Here is a 16,593-nt window from a genome sequence, read left to right on the forward strand (position 1 = left end):
TTTTTTAAAAATTAAGCTTTATTTTACCTTTTTTATGTAATAATTGTCTTTTGCTTGGCTTGATAGCTCAGTCGGTAGAGCAGAAGACTGAAAATCTTCGTGTCGGTGGTTCGATTCCGCCTCAAGCCACCATTTCAAACTTCGTTGAATAAATAATTTCCCTTTTTGACACACACCACACGAGAGTTTTCAATGCTCAAAGGCGTGCTTTTAGCTTGTGGTTGTTCTTCTATTTCTAAAACCATGCACACCCCTTCTTTAAAGCGCACATGGTTTTTAACCCATTCTTTATATTCACTGCTCTCTTTGACTATATCGTTTAAATAATGCCCCTCATACACTTCCACAAATTCCATGAATTTTTCATTCAAATTCAATTCATTTTGCGTTATTTCGCTTTTTCGTGTGGAAGAATAAGCCAATTCGCTGGTTTCATAAAAAGTTGGCTCTACTTGGTCGTCTTGTTTAGGGCGCTCATAAATGGCTTTCACTAATTGCGTGGTGATTTCATACTCACTCTCCCATGCTTGTTTTAAAGGCTCTTCTATCAGATAGCATTGCCTAGTTGTGCCGTCTTTTCTTGCTCTAGCCCTTTTGCATTTTTCTGTAGAGCTTCTGGCTTGAAGAATGGCGAAATTGTTTTTAGCTTCAAAAGTTTGTGGCTCTTCTAAAGGCTCTGTTTTATGAACGGAGATTTTAGTATAGGGGGTAATGATTTTACCGCTTTTATTTTCAGCGGTGCTGTAATCGCAAGGGGTAATATCTGTCGCAGTCTGTTTGTCTTCATCAACGCGTTTTAAAATGCTTGGGCGATAGGCTTGCAAGTTTTCATCGTCATAGACCCACTTCCCGCACGCAAATTCTTTAATATTAGGATCTCTAGTGGCTTGTTTTTCCACATTATCCTTATTTTCATTGCTTTCATGGTGTTCATTAATATCAGCGTTGTTGTTAGGGAGCGTTTTTTCAGTGGGTGGTGCTATAAAGAGGTTGTTTTCTTGATCTTCTGAAGAATGCTTTAAAGGGGGTTTAGTGTCGTTTGTTGGCGTTTGAGTTTCGTTAGTGGGACTTATTTTGCTAGGAATTGCTAAAGGCTGCAAAAGGCTGTTTTTAGAGTTTTTAGAGCCTAGTTTGGACTCTGGGTAAGAAAAGTTTTGAGAAGGTTGTTGCGATGAATGGGGCTTGTTTTGTGGTTTTTGCATGGGTGCGTTTAAAGAAGGCATTTGGTGCGAGTGCGACTCTTTCAATTCTTTTGAAGAAAAAACAATTTGGGTGTTTCTGGGAATAGTAGGGCGGTTAGGGTTTAAGGTCGTTTCTAAAGAAAGTTTTTCATCAAGGGGTTGATAAACAATTGCAGTGGATATGTGGGTGATAGTGAGCGTGAGTTTTTTGTGTGGGGAGATATTATAAACGCCTAAAACTTGTCTTGGTTCTTTAGAATCAAGGACTTTAGCCTTAAAAGTGCCTTTATGCGACGAAGTTTTGATTTCTTCTAAAAGCTCGATCACAAGGGCTTGAAGAGGGTTAGAGAAAGTCAGAAAGAAAGACAGACAAAGGGTTTTTTTCATGCTTATTCCTTTTTATTTTGAATTATAGCTTAAAAAAAGGTTTAATAAAAGTTATCAATAAGTTATAGATAGGTAATACTTTGATTAATAATAATTAGTAACAGTAGTAGGGGCGTGAATGAATGGAATGAAACAATAAAAAGCTTTAGAGGTGCGCGTTTTTAGGGGGGTTGTGGGATGTGTAAAAAAGTGAATGAAACGCTTTTTGATGAGCCTTTTTTCATTCACTTGAATTGAAAGCGGTTTTTTTGTCGTTCAATTCGTTTAGGCGGTTTTTGATTTCTTCTCTAAGGCTTAAGACAAAGAGGTTTTTTTCTTCTTCAAGCATTTTTTTAACGCTAGAATACATTTTAGAAATGCTTGAATGATCCTTTAAATCCAAAAATTGAGCGAGCGAGAGCGTGGGGTTTGGGGTATAAAGCCTGGCGAAATACACGACTAATTTCCTTGCTAGAGCGACATTTTTTTGGCGCGAAGAGACTTTGATTTCACTGGATTTGAGATTTAAGCTTTGCGCGACAGCGAGCAAGATATTTTCCAAGCTTGAGCCTTCAGCATGATCTTTTTGCAAATCTTCTAAAACGGTTTTAGCGAGGTTCAAATCAATGGAAGCGTTCATTAAGTTCGCGTTCACGCTGATTTTAATGATCGCGCCTTCCATTTGGCGGATATTGTCGCTGATGTGTTGGGCGATGTATTCCATCACTTCTTCAGGCAAAATGATTTGATTGAGTTGGCATTTTTGTTTGACAATGGAAAGTTTGGTTTCTAAATCAGGAGGCATGACTTTAGCGGTTATCCCCCATTCAAAGCGCGATTTTAAGCGATCTTCTAAGCCAGCGATGTTTTTAGGCGATCGGTCTGAAATCAATACGATTTGTTTGCTGTTGGCGTGCAATTCGTTGAAAGTGTGGAAAAATTCTTCTTCTAGTTTGGGTTTTCCTTGCAAAAATTGAGCGTCATCTAACAAGAAAAAGTCGCAATGGCGGTATTTTTCTTTAAAAGAATCCATGGTTTTGTTGTCTAAATGCTTTAAAAAGTCTGTTAAAAAATCTTCTGAAGTGACTAACACGACTTTTTTATGCTTTTCTAGGGCATGGTTACCGATAGCGTTTAAAATGTGCGTTTTGCCTAACCCTGTGCCGCCATAAAAAAGCACCGGGTTATAAGGGGGGGTATCGCTTTGGGCGACTTTTTTAGCGATTTCATAAACGGTGTTATTGCATGAGCCTACGACGAAATTTTCAAAAGTGTAAGAGTCTTTGACGCTCGTTTTTACCGCTTTGTAATTGATATTAGCTTGGGCGTTAATTTGGATTTTAGGCACTACTTCAATACGCACATCCACGCTATGGGCTAAATGCATGCCGACTTTATTTTGGCTTAAAATTTCTTTAAGCAACTCGCCGTGTTTAGCCGTAATCCAATTGCATAAGAGCATGTTAGGGGCATAAAAAAAGGCAATGTCGCTCTTGCTCGCGTTAGGGTTGTATTTGAGCTGGCTCAAGCAATTTTCATATTCTATGGGGCTAACTTTTTGTTTGACTAGCGCCAAGATTTCTTTTTCAATATTGTTGTTGGTATCCATGGCATTATTATAGCGTGAATAAGTGGTGAATGAAAAAGGAATAACATGTGAATGAAATGTGAATAAAGCCTTAAAATTAAGGTGTTTCTTTTAAGGGTTTGTCTATAATGCTTACTCATAATAATCTAATAGATGCGAAAAAAGGATTTTCATGTTGCTTTGCGCTGGAAGGAATGAAACTTTAAAGGGAGCGATTCCTATTGGTGTGGGTTTGATAGAGAGCGCGATTAATTTAACAAGAATGTGCCTAAAAAACCCTGATGCAGAAAGCCTTATTTTTATAGGGAGCGCGGGGAGTTATAGCCCAGAAATTGAGCTTTTAAGCGTGTTTGAAAGCGTTTGTGGCTATCAAGTTGAAGAGAGTTTTAGCCATTTAAACAGCTACACGCCTTTGGATAATTCCATTCAAATAGAAACCAAAGAGGAGACTCTTTTTGAAAGGGTGTGCGTCAATAGCAGTAACTATATCCACACCAGCGAAATGTTCGCTAAAAAAATGGCTCAAAAGGGCGTTTTATTAGAAAACATGGAGTTTTTTAGCGTTTTAAGCGTGGCTAGGGCGTTTTCTTTGAAGGCTAAAGGGATTTTTTGCGTGAGTAACCATGTGGGACTTAACGCGCATCAGCAATTTAAAGAAAACCACGCCAAAGTCAAACAGATTTTAGAAAACATCATTGATAGTTTAATAATTTAATAGTTTAGCTATCATGGGGCATTCTAAATTAAAGGCGATCACATGTTTGAAAAAATACGCAAGATTTTAGCGGATATTGAAGATTCGCAAAATGAAATTGAAATGCTTTTAAAATTAGCGGATTTGAGTTTGGGGGATTTCATTGAAATTAAAAGAGGGAGCATGGACATGCCAAAGGGCGTGAATGAAGCGTTTTTTACGCAATTAAGCGAAGAAGTGGAGCGATTGAAGGAGCTTATTAACGCTTTAAATAAGATCAAAAAAGGGTTATTGGTGTTTTAAATGTGCGGGATTGTAGGTTATATAGGGGATAGCGAGAAAAAATCCGTTCTTTTAGAGGGCTTAAAGGAATTAGAATACAGAGGCTATGACAGCGCGGGTTTAGCCGTATTGAGCGGCAATCGTTTGGAAGTGTTTAAAACTCAAGGGAAATTAGAAAACCTTGCATCAGAGCTTAAAAATAAAGAGTTTTTGAATTTTGGCGTGAGTGTCGCTCACACCAGATGGGCCACGCATGGCAAGCCAAGCAGCGCGAACGCCCACCCGCATTTTACAGAAAATTTAGCCTTAGTGCATAATGGCATCATTGAAAATTACGCAAGCTTGAAAAAAGAGTTAGAAAATAAAGGGCATGCGTTTTTAAGCCAAACGGACACGGAAGTGATTGCGCATTTATTAGAAGAAACGCTTAAAAGCGAGAGCGATTTATTGAAAGCTTTTGAAAAAAGCATCAGCCTTTTAAAAGGGAGTTATGCGATTTTAATGCTCCATAAAAGGGCTAAAGAGAGCTTATTTTACGCTAAATCTTCTTCGCCTTTAGTCGTGGGTAAGGGCAAAGAGGGGGTGTTTTTTGCATCAAGTTTGAGCGTGTTAGCCCCTAAAGTGGATCAATTTGTCATTTTAGAAGAAAACAGCGTGGGGCAGATTTCTTTAGAAAATTTTAAAGATTTAAAAAATATTGAAAACATGAAAGATTACGCTTTTGAGGATAAAGATTATTCTAAAGGGGATTTTAGGAATTATTTAGAAAAAGAGATTTATGAGCAGCACAGCAGTTTGTTAGAGTGTTTAGAGGGGCGCTTGGAAGCCTTGAATGTGTATTGCGAGATCGATCCTGAATTCTTAGAGAATGTGAATGAAATCACGCTGTGTTCTTGCGGGAGCAGTTACCATGCGAGTTTGGCGAGCGTGTATTTGTTTGAAAGGTTAGCCAAAATAAGAGCGAGGGCTATTTTAGCGAGCGAATACCGCTACGCTCATTTTAAAAGCAACCCTAACGAGCTTTTTATAGCGATTTCTCAAAGCGGCGAAACCGCTGACACTTTAGAGGCTTTAAAATTAGCCAAAGCCCAAGGGCTTAAAACCATTAGCTTGTGCAACGCTCCCTTTAGCATGATGAGCCGCATTAGCGATCACACGCTTTTGATCAGGGCAGGGGTAGAAAGGAGCGTGGCATCCACTAAGGCGTTTTCTTCGCAAGTGATGCTTTTATGGCTTTTGAGCGTGTATCTAGGCAAACAGCTAGGGACGATCTCTAAAGAAGAAGAAAGAATCCAGGCTAAAAACATGCTCAATAGCGTGAATGCGATGAAAGTAGAGCCTAAATTGCATGAAAAAATCAAGCGCCTATCCAAACGCTACTTGCATGGGCATGGCTTTTTTTATATCGGGCGCGATGTGTTTTACCCGCTCGCTTTAGAAGGAGCGTTAAAGCTTAAAGAAATCAGCTACTTGCACGCTGAGGGGTATGCGAGCGCGGAAATGAAGCATGGCCCTATTGCGTTGGTGGATTCCAACCTTTTTACCATTGCTCTATTGTCTAAGCACTTGTTATTTGATAAAACCAAAAGCAATATTGAAGAATTGAGTGCTAGGGATTCTACGATTTGCGTGTTAAGCTCTGAAATTTTAGAGATCGCTGATGATTTTATCCAGTTAGAAGAGAGCGAAAGCTACATGGAAGAATTTTTCCGCATGAATTTAGCGATGCAACTTTTAGCCCTAGAAATCGCTATGCGTTTAAATCATGATGTGGATCACCCAAGAAACTTGGCTAAAAGCGTTACCGTGGAATAAAAGCGATTAGGAGTCAAATAATGGAAGTGATTTGTAAGCATTACACCCCTTTAGACATTGCAAGCCAAGCGATCCGCACTTGTTGGCAGAGCTTTGAATACAGCGATGATGGAGGCTCTAAAGATAAGGAACTCATCCACAGGGTGGGGAATATTTTTAGGCATTCTTCCACTTTAGAGCATCTTTATTACAATTTTGAAATCAAGGGTTTGAGTAGGGGAGCGTTGCAAGAATTGAGCCGGCATCGAATAGCGAGCCTGAGCGTGAAATCAAGCCGTTACACTTTAAGGGAATTGAAAGAAGTGGAGAGCTTTTTACCCCTTAATGAAACGAATTTAGAAAGAGCCAGAGAGTTTTTAGTTTTTGTGGATAATGAGAAAGTGAATGCAATGAGCGTTTTGGCTTTAGAAAATCTAAGGGTTTTATTGAGCGAGCATAACATTAAAAACGATTTAGCCAAATACGCCATGCCTGAAAGCTATAAAACGCATTTAGCCTATAGCATTAACGCTAGGAGCTTGCAAAATTTATTGACTTTAAGGAGCAGTAATAAAGCCCTAAAAGAAATGCAAGATTTAGCCAAAGCCTTATTTGACGCTTTGCCTTGCGAGCATCAATATTTGTTTGAAGATTGCCTGAAGCACTAGATTTAAAAAATACCGCTTCAATAACGCTAATTCTTTAATGTTTTAAAAACGCCTTGTTTTTAGCGTTTGACTAGATGAAGTTTTAAGGGGGTTTGTTGTAAAATCTCATCACGCCCCATAGTTGCGATATGGGGCAAATCACGGTTAAAAGGGTTTATCATGCGAAGAAAACATGATAAAAACTCTTGGCTAGTATTATACATTAAAATCTCTTTTAAGGGGTTTAAAGTAATCTTTTCTATAGAAAAGTAACGTATTAGCCAAAGTTCCCCTAAGCCTAAAAAGCTTAGGGGTTTCCTTTTGAAAAGCGGGTTTGTCCTTGACTTTTGGGGCGTTTTATTTTTTTAAAACCCTGATTTTAGCGCTCATTAAATCGTGGTTTAAAGCTTTTTTGATGTTTTCAAATTGGCTTTTTTTGTTTTTAAGGCTTGTGATCTCATTATCCACATCGCTTAAAATGTTAGCGATAGCGATTTGTTCGTTTAGAGGGGGTAAAAAAAGGCAAACATTATTAAAACCACTCTTTGATAAATTGTATCGTGTTGAACCTTGCACTAAATTTTCAAAAGCTTTTCTGCCTATTTCGCTATTAATTAAGTATGATAAAAACAAGCCATCAACTGCCTTATCAAATATTCTAAAACCAAAACAAAAACTATTCAAAAAAACTTGGTCTATATCATCTAAAAGCACGGCACACATGCCTACTTCTTTTGGAGTTTCTGAAGAAGTATTAAAAAATAAATCATATTTTCTAAAGGAATTTTGTTTTTCATTTGGGTATATTTTTACATTTTCTAGTATAGAAGTATCTATTATAACATTATTTAAAACATTTAAAAATGTAATATATTTAGCATTGCCATTGATAAAATCTTGCTTTGTTTTTCCTACTAACCCACTTATAGTTATTCCTATATCCCCAAGCCTCACTCTTTGCCAATTTAAGGGTAGCATTAATGCGTCCATGCGTTCTGTCACCCCATTAACCCCAAATCTTTCAAATGCTCTAAAACTTTTGATTCGCTCTCTTTGACTTCTTTATCTAATTCTAACAAGCTGTTAGAGTAGTTTGAAATGATTTTATTAAGGGCGCTAATAAAAGCGTTGATGCGTTTTAAAATTTTGTTTTCTAGGGCGTTTTTTAGGCTCTTAAGCCATTTGTCTTTGATGATGAGATCTTTAATTTCGTTTAATTCTAAGTTTTTATACTGGTGGAACGCTTTTAATTCCAGCTCCTCATGGGCTTTATTTTTCATTTTTAGTGCCTTGTTTTTAGCTTCTAGCCATTCTAAAGCGGTTTTTAGGATTTTCTTATCTTCTGAATCGGTGGCGTTTTTTAGCTCTTTTTTCAAAACGCTTTCATTGATTTTTGATTCATAAAAAAGCCCCTCTTCATTAGAATGCTCTTCTATAAATTCTTCAAAATTGGCCTCTTTTTCATTAAGGGCGTTTTCTAATTGTTCTAATTCTTTCGCTTCTTTTTCAAAAAAGCGTTGTTTGATCAGGTTTTTAGGGATTAGATCGCTTTTATAGTAGGTTTTTTGAATGACAAAATCCGGCTCCTCTAAATAATTGGCTTTTTTGTTTTTGTCTTTTAGGGGGGTTAATTCCCTCAATTCTTTAGCGCTCAAGAAACCATTGGATGAAAGAAGGAACCAATCGTCTTGCAAGACTTCGTTGTAGTAATCTTTAAAGAGCTGATACACGCCGTATTTGTCTAAAATTTCACCCTTTTCAAATTCTTTTAAAACCTTTGAGCAAACGCTCTCTATGAGGGTTTTTGGGTTAAAACCTGGCTCTAAATGGTTAAAAGTTTCAAATAAATCCAATCGGTCAAAAGCGTTTAAAACAGAAGCGTGGAAGGTTTGGTATTCTGAGCTTTGAATGATTGACTCTTTAATGTTTTCGCATTCTGTTTTTAAAGCGTAATAACCCTCTTTATCGCTCTTTTTAAAAAGCGTGTTTTTAAGCTCTTTAAACACTTGAAAATAAGGGGCGTAGGCTTTTATTTCGTTTTTGGGCAAATAACTAGCCTTGTGGCTGTTGATTAAAGCGAACAAGTCTTTTTCTGATTCTTGCTTGGCGGCAATGTAGCGCGGGATATTCAAGTTATAGTCGTTAGCGCTGATTTCTTCTAGGCTTACCATTTTGGAATAATAAGGGATTTCTTTGTAAGCGTTAAAAGTGTCTATCATTTTTTGGACATCTTGATCCCTTAAGCGGTTTTTATTGCCGTCTTTTTTAAAATCCTTGCTCGCATCTATCAAAAAAACGCCCTTTCTGGCGTGCGCGTTTTCTTTGTCTAAAACAATCACGCATGCAGGAATGGAAGTGCCATAAAAAAGGTTAGGGGCTAGGCCTATCACGCCTTTAATATAGCCTTTTAATAAAAGATTTTTTCTAATTTGTGCTTCAGCATTCCCCCTAAATAGCATCCCATGGGGTAAAATCACTGCCCCTTTGCCTGTGTTTTTTAAGGATTTGATGATGTGGAGCAAAAAAGCAAAATCGCCATTTTTTTCAGGGGGCGTGCCGTCTTCAAAACGATTGAAACGATCATTAATGACTTGCTTGCTTTTAGGATCTATACTTAGCCCATCAGTCCAGTTTTTCAAGCTAAAAGGAGGGTTAGCCACAACATAATCAAAGGTTTTTAGCATGCCATTTTCAGTAGTAAAAAGGGGGTTAGAAAGGGTGCTAGAACCCCCTTTAGCAATATCAGCAGTAGCGCTATTGTGTAAGATCATATTCATTTTACAAAGGGCTGTGGTGGAAATGTCTTTTTCTTGACCATAGATAGTTAAACCTTTTTCACCGGCCAAACTAGAAGCTTTTAACAATAACGAACCGCTCCCGCAAGTGGGATCATAGATGCTTTTATCCTGTCTGGTGTTTTCATCAATGCCAAGCAAAAGGGACAATAAAAGCGAAACTTCGCTAGGGGTGTAAAACTGCCCTTTGGATTTACCGGATTCGCTGGCAAAGTGGCGCATTAAATATTCGTAAGCATCGCCCAATAAATCATCGTCTAAAGCCCCATGCGCGCCCAAACTCAAATCAGCAAAGATTTTAACCAAATTAGAAAGGGTGTCTATCATCGCTTTACCCTCTCCAAGCTTAGTGTTATCGTTAAAATCCACGCTGTCAATCACGCCTTTTAAGCCGTTTTGCTCTGCGATTTTGGCGATGATTTTATTGAGCTTGTCGCCTATTTCCTTATCGCCCTCTAAAGCGAGAATGTCTTCATAAAAACACCCTTGTGGCACTTCTATTTCGCTATAAGTATTGTTTCTGGCTTTATCGCTGATGTATTTTAAAAAAAGCAAGTTCAAAACATAGTTTTTATACTCGCTCGCATCCATTCCGCCCCTTAAACTATCCGCCCCAGCCCATAAAGAGCTATACAATTCGCTTTTTTTGATCGCCATTTTAATCGCCCTATTTTGTTTTTAGGATTATAATATAAAGCGATACGCTCTTAAGGGGTTTAATAATGAAAACAGAAAAAGAAGTTCAAAAACAAGTCATAGAAACTTTTAAAAGCATGGGCTATGCGTATTTGGGGGATTTAACAAAGAGCGATAATGAAAACATCAATAAAGAAAGCTTGAAAGCATGGCTAGTTAAAAACCAAAAAATCAATGATGAAAGGTGGCAAAGAATTGAGCAGAAAATCCATGACGCTTTAAAAAACGATTTATACGAAGCGAATCAAACATTTTACAACCTTTTGATTTATGGCGTGGGAACTAAAATAAGTCAGAATGAAAACTTCCAAACGACTTATCTCATTGATTGGAAAGATGTTTCTAAGAATGAATTTAGCGTGGCTGAAGAAGTGAGCGTTAAAGGGGCAAACATGAAGCGGCCGGACATAGTGCTTTATGTTAATGGGATCGCTTTAGGGGTGCTGGAATTGAAAAAATCCAGCGTGAGCGTAGAAAGCGGTATCCGGCAAAATTTAGACAACCAGAAGAAAGAATTTATTAGAGATTTTTTTAAAACGATCCAATTGGTTATGGCGGGCAATGAAAGTCAAGGGCTAAAATATGGCGTCATAGAGACTAAAGAAAAATACTACCTTTCTTGGAAAGAAGAAGGTGTTCAAAAAAATTTGTTTGAGACGATTGAATGCTTTTTAAAAAAAGAAAGGTTTCTAGAATTTATCCATGATTTTTTGATTTTTGATAAGGGGCAAAAGAAATGCGCCAGGTTCCACCAATATTTTGCAATTAAAAAAACGCAGGAATTTATCAACAGAAAAGAAGGGGGGATTATCTGGCACACGCAAGGCAGCGGCAAGAGCTTAACTATGGTGTGGCTTGCTAGATGGCTAAGAGGAAATATCAAACAGCCAAGGATTTTAATCGTTACGGACAGGAGGGAATTAGACGCTCAAATTCAAGGCGTGTTTAGTGGGATAGGCGAGGATCTTTATCGCGCAGACAGCAAGAAGGATTTATTGAGCGTGCTGTTTGAAAATAAGGAATTTTTAGTTGGAGCGCTTGTCCATAAATTTGATGACAACGACTTAGAAGATTTAAAAAAACAACCTGTTTTAAAGGAATGGGTTGTTTTAGTGGATGAATGCCACAGAACCCAAAGCGGTAAATTGCATAAAGCCATGAAAAGCCTGCTCCCTAATGCGATTTTTATCGCCTTTAGCGGCACGCCTTTATTGAAACAAGATAAAAAGACAAGCCAGGAAGTGTTTGGGAATTATATCCATTGCTATAAATTTAATGAAGCCGTTAGCGATAGGGTGGTGCTAGATTTAAATTATGAAGCCAGAAGCGTGGATCAATATGTCAGTAGCCCTGAAAAGCTAGACGAATATTTTGAATTAAAAACCCAAGGCTTGAATGAGACGGCTAAAACAGAGCTTAAAAAGAAATGGGTTAATTTGCAAAAAGTTTTTTCCACTAAAGACAGATTAGCTCGTATTGTGCAAGATATTGTATTGGATATGGCAAAACTCCCACGATTAAGGAGTGAAAAGGGGAATGCCATGCTGGTGGCTGAAAGCGTGTATAACGCATGCCGGTATTTTGAACTCTTTTTAGAAACAGAATTAAAGGATAAGGTGGCTGTGATCACAAGCTATGAACCCAATATCGCTGATCTGAAAGATTGCGGGAGCGATGAGAGCGAAGAGAGTTACAAATACCGTGCTTATTGCAAAATGCTGCAAAACTTTTTTAATGAAAAAGATGAGAAAAAAGCCCTTAATAAAATTAAAGAGTTTGAAGAAAAAGTTAAAGAGCGTTTTATTAATGAGCCTAATAGAATGAAGCTATTGATCGTGGTGGATAAGCTATTGACCGGTTTTGATGCACCAAGCCTCACTTATTTATACATTGATAAGAAAATGCAAGATCATGGGCTTTTTCAAGCGGTGTGTAGGGTGAATAGACTGGATGGCGAAGATAAGGATTTTGGCTGTATCATAGACTATAGCGATTTGTTTGACAGCCTGCAAGAAGCGCACAGCGATTACACTAATGGGGCGTTTGAAAACTATGAAAAAGAAGACATTCAAGGGCTTATCTCCAACAAAGCCCAAAAGATTAAGAAAAAATTAGAAGAGGCTAGAGATCAATTGAAATCGCTTGGTGAAAGCGTGAAAGAACCAAAAGATGAAAGGGATTATATCGCTTATTTTTGCGGGAGCGATTTAGAAAAAAACGCTCAAAAAAGGCGGTTGTTTTATCAGCTTGTTGGCATGTTTTTAAGAATGTTTGTGGAATTGAACAATCTAGAAAAGCCCGTTTATTCTAAAGAAGAAATGCAAAAAATCAAACAAGAAGCGCAATTTTATAGGCATTTACAAAAAGCGGTTAGCTTAAATAGTGGGGATAGCGTGGATTTAAAAAGCTATAGCGAAGACATGCGCAGGATCTTAGACGCTTACATTAAAGCCACAGATAGCAAGACGCTAATTAAAATAGAAGATCAAGGGCTGTGCGAAGTTTTAGCCCAAATGGATATTAATGATTTTAATAAGGAGCTGTCTCAAGTATTTAAAAATGAAAGCTCTATGGCAGAAAGCATCGCTAATAACACCAGAAAACGCATTATAGAAAAAGAAGCGAGCGATCCTAAGTATTACGAAAAATTATCTTTGCTTTTAAACGATTTGATCAACCAGTTTAGAGAAAAGAAATTAACCTATTTAGAATACTTGCAACAAATCCACAATTTAGCCAAACAGGTTATTGATAAAGAAAATAAAAATTACCCTAAAAAGATCAACACTAACGCTTTGAAAACCCTCTATGATAATTTAGATCAAAATGAAGCCTTAGCCCTAGAAATAGACGCATGCATAAGGGATAATAAAAAAGATGGTTGGGTGGGGCATAACCAAAAAGAAAAAAACCTTAAAATCGCTTTAAGAAAAATCATAAACGATGAGGGTTTGTTAGAAAACACCTTTAATTTAGCCAAACACATAGACGAGTATCATTAATGAACGCTTATTGTTTGACTTTAAATGATACAGACATCATTATAGAAAAAAAGGATATTAAGCATTTACACATTAGCGTTTGCCCGCCTGATGGCTTTGTGCGTGTGTCTTGCCCCCTAGCTTTAAACGATGAGAGCCTTAGGCTTTCTTTGATTAAAAGACTCCCTTGGATAAAAGAACAGCAACAAAATTTTTTAAACCAAAACAGACAAAGCCAAAGAGGAATGCTAGAAAGAGAAAGCCATTATCTTTTTGGGAAACGCTATTTGTTAAAGATTGAACACACCATAAGAAAACACTTCGTCCTCCAAAGCCCTAAATATTTAATCTTGCATGTCCATCAAAAAACAAGTTTAGAAAACCGCTTAAAAGTGTTAGAAAGCTATTACAGACAAGTTTTAAGAGAAAAAATACAAACCTATATCAACCAATACGAAAAGATTTTAAACGAAAGTATACAAGGCTTTAAAATCCAAAAAATGAAACGGATATGGGGGAGTTGTAATATTGCTAAACGCACCTTGCTTTTTAATTTGGAATTGGCTAAAGCGCCTAGCGAGGGCATTGAATATGTGGTTGTGCATGAATTATTGCATTTAAAAGCGCGCCACCATAACGAATATTTTAGGGATTTGCTGAGTTTGTATTTACCTAATTGGCAAAGGGCTAAGGCCAGTCTCAAAGAAACTTATTTGGAGCACTCTTAAATGAAGATTTCATCATTTCAATAAAATCGCTAAGTGGCTAACTTGAGCGGCTCATCATCGCACAATAACCCCCTCCTTTTTAAAGCCTTTAGAAAGTGTAGTTCAAATACGCTGTAACCGATCTTCCAGGCGCAGGTTGCAAGCCTGCAGGGCTAGAGCCAATCCCGGTAAAATAATACTTCATGTTAAAGATATTATTGATTTGCAAGCTTCCTGTAACTCTGTGTCGTCCGTTTTCCCAAAAAATTTGGCTCACTTGGATATTCCACACCCAATACCAAGGCAAGAGCCCTTCATGTTGGGTCATACACCAAGCTTCGCATTGATAACCGCTATTGAGAACGCTTTCATAGTTGTTCCCCCCACTATAATATTGCATCCCATAATAGCCTCCTGCTGCGCTGTTGCTAATCCCGCTATAAGTGCGGCTATAAAAATAGCTAGAAATACCAATGGTGGTTTTACGCCAGTTGTAGCGAGCGTCAAAAATGAACTGGAAAGGGCTTACAAAAGGGAAATGCTTGTTATAGCTAGTCCCTTTTAGCACATCTCCGTTCAAGTCTGTTAAAGGGCCATGGCTGGTTACACGAGTGTCAATGTAGTTGAAAGCGGCATGGAATTGCAACCCTCTAATAGGCCTGTAATACAATTCCAGCTCCACGCCTTGAGAATAGCCATTAATGGGGCGCACATTACCTTTCATGGGGCCGCTTGTATAGACTGAATACTGCCCGGTGGCAAAATCGCGCGCCCAAATCCTGAAGTAGTCCGCATTAAAGCTGAATTTATCTTTATAGGTGTAGCGCGCTCCTGCTTCCACAGTGTCAAAGTGTTGGGTAAAATACTCCGCTCCTCCATAGCTCAAAACATCTAATTGAGGCGGGACAAAAGAGCGTTGGTAGTTGAAGTAGGTAAGCACGTTGTGATCGCCTTGCACGGGGATAAAGCCAATGTTGGTTGAGGGCATCCAATTGTTCATGTGCTTGATTTTTCTTAAATCCTTTTCAGGGATTTGCATCCAGTTAGCCGCATTTTCGTTGTTGTATTGCACAAAAGCGTAGCGCAAACCAGGCACGATGAAAAAGCGCCCATCCCAAGCTTCAATGCGATCGCTCAAATAAACCGCTGTGTAATTGTTACGCCAGTTATTCCAGTTTCTATAAACGCCATGCTTGATGTGGGGTTTCCAACCGCTCATCACATTAGCGCCCTCACACAAGAATCCTGCCCCCTCACCGCTCGTTTTGGTGGCGCACTCATTGGTGTTTAAGTATTGGCGCTGTAAAAAAGTGGTGGTCATGAAGCGCAAGCCCATGATAAAGGTTTGCTTGACTTTCCCGGTATTGACGATCAAATTCACTTTAGGCTCAAAAGCGTTGTTAATGGAGCGCACAGGGTTTTCTACTTCTGCCCAGCCATTGTAGTTGGTGGCATAATAAGGCACAGCCAAGTTATACCCTGCCGGGAGTCCTGCCGCCCTACATGCCGCTTCGCTAAAACAAGTAACCGTGTTAGCGCTATTGTAGCTGGAGCTTACCTGAAAGTCCCTAGTCATCAACTGCCCATAGTAAGTGAAGCTGAAAGTCCCGCCCACTCTGTCTAAATCCCCGAAGCGGTTTTCATACACAGCCCCAAAGCGTTGTGAGCGCCCGCCTTTTTGGTTGATAGGGCGTAAATTAGCGAAGCGGTTTATTTTGTAATCTTGCTCGCTGAGTGATCCCGGTTGAGCGATAGCAAAATCGTAGTATTGGTAATAGGCTTTAATCCCGTTGTTTTCGTTGATGTCATAGACCCCATCTAGCCAATAGTTTGAAATACTAGAGGGGCTATTGTCCCTAAAGCCTTGTCCTCTAACCCAGTTAGCTTGCGCTTGGATACCCACATGCTTATTGATCATCCCTCCACTCCTCACATAAGTGTTATAGAGGAGGTTATTGCCTAAAGACTTGATAAAAGAAGGATCGCCGGTTTTATCAGGGGGAGCGGCAAACCCGGCGTTTCTAGCCTTAGCCCAATAAGTGATCCTTTCAGCCGCTTGGTTTTCCCATTGAGTAGGGATAGGCTTAGTGATGATATTGACAATACCCCCATAAGTGTTAGGCCCATACTGCACGCTGCCCCCGCCTTTGATCACATCAATGCGATCAATGGCTTGGAAGGTAACAGGGAAAATGTCTAGCTCAATGTGAGCGTAGGGGGCCATATAAACAGGAATACCATTAACTAACATAAGCGTCGCATCGCTATGCCCTGAACCCCCAGCCCCAAAGCCACGGATTTGGATAGTAGGCATAGCCCCTACACCTGTCGCATTCCTAATTTGCAGACCTGGGACATTCTGCAAAGCTTCTTCAATGCTTTGGTTAGCTTGTTGGATGAGCGCTTTATTAGAGATCACCGTGCGGCTTCCTGTGTATTTTTTCACTTCTTCATCTTGCCAACTCTTAGGCGCGGTGATCCCGCTATAACCCAAATTGACCTGCCCAGAATAATCAGATCTATCCTTTTTGCCGGCAGTAGAAACCTTGCCCAAAGTGTAGTCTTTTTCCTTAGCGAACAAAGACTCTTGGCAAATCAAACTAGCAGTTAAAGCCAACAGAACTTTTTTATGCAACACAAACTCCTTATGTTTTGAGAGATTAAAAAATGGTTTAAATTTTTCAAGTAAAACCACACTGATAACGAACGCCTATTAAGTAATAAAAACAAAAAAAACTTAATAATTCTCAGACTTTTATCATAAAATTCTTAAAATTTTATTAATCTCATGAAAATCTTTTTTTTTTTTTTTGATTTCGCTTGGTTTTAGTAGAAAATACCCATTTTTGACACACAACGAGC

General features: G+C 38.6%; 11 protein-coding genes, 1 tRNA gene and 1 pseudogene. 7 read left to right on the forward strand and 6 right to left on the reverse strand.

Annotated features, from left to right (window positions below):
- Nucleotides 1-56: 56 nt before the first annotated feature.
- Nucleotides 57-132 (forward strand) — tRNA-Phe (locus HPOKI112_RS07455).
- 2 nt (nucleotides 133-134) lie between these two features.
- Here the strand turns inward: HPOKI112_RS07455 and HPOKI112_RS07460 are convergent.
- Both HPOKI112_RS07460 and dnaA read right to left on the reverse strand, forming a co-directional pair.
- Nucleotides 135-1,568 carry a hypothetical protein gene (locus HPOKI112_RS07460; RefSeq protein WP_025310055.1) on the reverse strand — a complete coding sequence of 478 codons (1,434 nt, stop codon included), beginning with the start codon at nucleotides 1,566-1,568 and terminating at the stop codon, nucleotides 135-137.
- 220 nt (nucleotides 1,569-1,788) lie between these two features.
- Nucleotides 1,789-3,156, reverse strand: a complete 1,368-nt coding sequence (gene dnaA / locus HPOKI112_RS07465) for a chromosomal replication initiator protein DnaA (protein ID WP_015428410.1) — start codon at nucleotides 3,154-3,156, stop codon at nucleotides 1,789-1,791.
- Between the two features lie 151 nt (nucleotides 3,157-3,307).
- Here dnaA and HPOKI112_RS07470 point away from each other — a divergent pair, with 151 nt between their 5' ends.
- The 4 genes from HPOKI112_RS07470 to thyX are packed head-to-tail and all read left to right on the forward strand — an operon-like array spanning nucleotide 3,308 to nucleotide 6,573.
- Complete coding sequence (locus tag HPOKI112_RS07470; RefSeq protein WP_025310056.1) at nucleotides 3,308-3,850, forward strand: phosphorylase family protein; 543 nt, start codon at nucleotides 3,308-3,310, stop codon at nucleotides 3,848-3,850.
- Nucleotides 3,851-3,892: 42 nt separating this feature from the next.
- Nucleotides 3,893-4,132: a DUF2443 domain-containing protein gene (locus tag HPOKI112_RS07475; protein ID WP_000461832.1), complete on the forward strand. Its 240-nt coding sequence runs from the start codon at nucleotides 3,893-3,895 to the stop codon at nucleotides 4,130-4,132.
- The gene (gene glmS / locus HPOKI112_RS07480; protein WP_015428412.1) at nucleotides 4,133-5,926 is read left to right on the forward strand and encodes a glutamine--fructose-6-phosphate transaminase (isomerizing); all 1,794 of its coding nucleotides are present in this window, start codon (nucleotides 4,133-4,135) and stop codon (nucleotides 5,924-5,926) included.
- Nucleotides 5,927-5,946: 20 nt separating this feature from the next.
- Nucleotides 5,947-6,573, forward strand: a complete 627-nt coding sequence (gene thyX / locus HPOKI112_RS07485; protein ID WP_025276473.1) for an FAD-dependent thymidylate synthase — start codon at nucleotides 5,947-5,949, stop codon at nucleotides 6,571-6,573.
- A gap of 59 nt (nucleotides 6,574-6,632) precedes the next feature.
- Here the strand turns inward: thyX and HPOKI112_RS07490 are convergent, their stop codons facing one another.
- The 3 genes and pseudogenes from HPOKI112_RS07490 to HPOKI112_RS07500 form a co-directional block, all read right to left on the reverse strand.
- Nucleotides 6,633-6,776: a hypothetical protein gene (locus HPOKI112_RS07490; RefSeq protein WP_025276474.1), complete on the reverse strand. Its 144-nt coding sequence runs from the start codon at nucleotides 6,774-6,776 to the stop codon at nucleotides 6,633-6,635.
- A 133-nt stretch (nucleotides 6,777-6,909) separates the two neighbouring features.
- Nucleotides 6,910-7,515 (reverse strand): annotated as a pseudogene (locus tag HPOKI112_RS07495) (restriction endonuclease subunit S); the annotation flags it as partial.
- A 35-nt stretch (nucleotides 7,516-7,550) separates the two neighbouring features.
- On the reverse strand, nucleotides 7,551-10,004 hold the full coding sequence (locus HPOKI112_RS07500; RefSeq protein ID WP_025310058.1) for a type I restriction-modification system subunit M: 2,454 nt from the start codon (nucleotides 10,002-10,004) through the stop codon (nucleotides 7,551-7,553).
- A gap of 65 nt (nucleotides 10,005-10,069) precedes the next feature.
- Between HPOKI112_RS07500 and HPOKI112_RS07505 the strand changes: the two genes are divergently transcribed.
- Nucleotides 10,070-13,045, forward strand: a complete 2,976-nt coding sequence (locus HPOKI112_RS07505; RefSeq protein ID WP_025310059.1) for a type I restriction endonuclease subunit R — start codon at nucleotides 10,070-10,072, stop codon at nucleotides 13,043-13,045.
- Nucleotides 13,045-13,752, forward strand: a complete 708-nt coding sequence (locus tag HPOKI112_RS07510) for a M48 family metallopeptidase (protein WP_025277207.1) — start codon at nucleotides 13,045-13,047, stop codon at nucleotides 13,750-13,752. The genes HPOKI112_RS07505 and HPOKI112_RS07510 overlap by 1 nt, the downstream gene beginning before the upstream one ends.
- Nucleotides 13,753-13,840: 88 nt before the next feature.
- Here the strand turns inward: HPOKI112_RS07510 and HPOKI112_RS07515 are convergent, their stop codons facing one another.
- Nucleotides 13,841-16,366 (reverse strand): TonB-dependent receptor family protein, encoded by a 2,526-nt coding sequence (locus tag HPOKI112_RS07515; protein ID WP_025310060.1) that lies wholly within the window; start codon nucleotides 16,364-16,366, stop codon nucleotides 13,841-13,843.
- Nucleotides 16,367-16,593 lie beyond the last annotated feature (227 nt).

The sequence above is a fragment of the Helicobacter pylori oki112 genome (genome assembly GCF_000600085.1).
Taxonomy (GTDB): Bacteria; Campylobacterota; Campylobacteria; order Campylobacterales; family Helicobacteraceae; genus Helicobacter; species Helicobacter pylori_CY.

Coding starts and splice junctions, on each gene's coding strand:
- HPOKI112_RS07460 (WP_025310055.1), bottom strand. CDS start 1,568: ATGAAAAAAACCCTTTGTCTGTCTTTCTTTCTGACTTTCTCTAACCCT.
- dnaA (WP_015428410.1), bottom strand. CDS start 3,156: ATGGATACCAACAACAATATTGAAAAAGAAATCTTGGCGCTAGTCAAA.
- HPOKI112_RS07470 (WP_025310056.1), top strand. CDS start 3,308: ATGTTGCTTTGCGCTGGAAGGAATGAAACTTTAAAGGGAGCGATTCCT.
- HPOKI112_RS07475 (WP_000461832.1), top strand. CDS start 3,893: ATGTTTGAAAAAATACGCAAGATTTTAGCGGATATTGAAGATTCGCAA.
- glmS (WP_015428412.1), top strand. CDS start 4,133: ATGTGCGGGATTGTAGGTTATATAGGGGATAGCGAGAAAAAATCCGTT.
- thyX (WP_025276473.1), top strand. CDS start 5,947: ATGGAAGTGATTTGTAAGCATTACACCCCTTTAGACATTGCAAGCCAA.
- HPOKI112_RS07490 (WP_025276474.1), bottom strand. CDS start 6,776: ATGTATAATACTAGCCAAGAGTTTTTATCATGTTTTCTTCGCATGATA.
- HPOKI112_RS07500 (WP_025310058.1), bottom strand. CDS start 10,004: ATGGCGATCAAAAAAAGCGAATTGTATAGCTCTTTATGGGCTGGGGCG.
- HPOKI112_RS07505 (WP_025310059.1), top strand. CDS start 10,070: ATGAAAACAGAAAAAGAAGTTCAAAAACAAGTCATAGAAACTTTTAAA.
- HPOKI112_RS07510 (WP_025277207.1), top strand. CDS start 13,045: ATGAACGCTTATTGTTTGACTTTAAATGATACAGACATCATTATAGAA.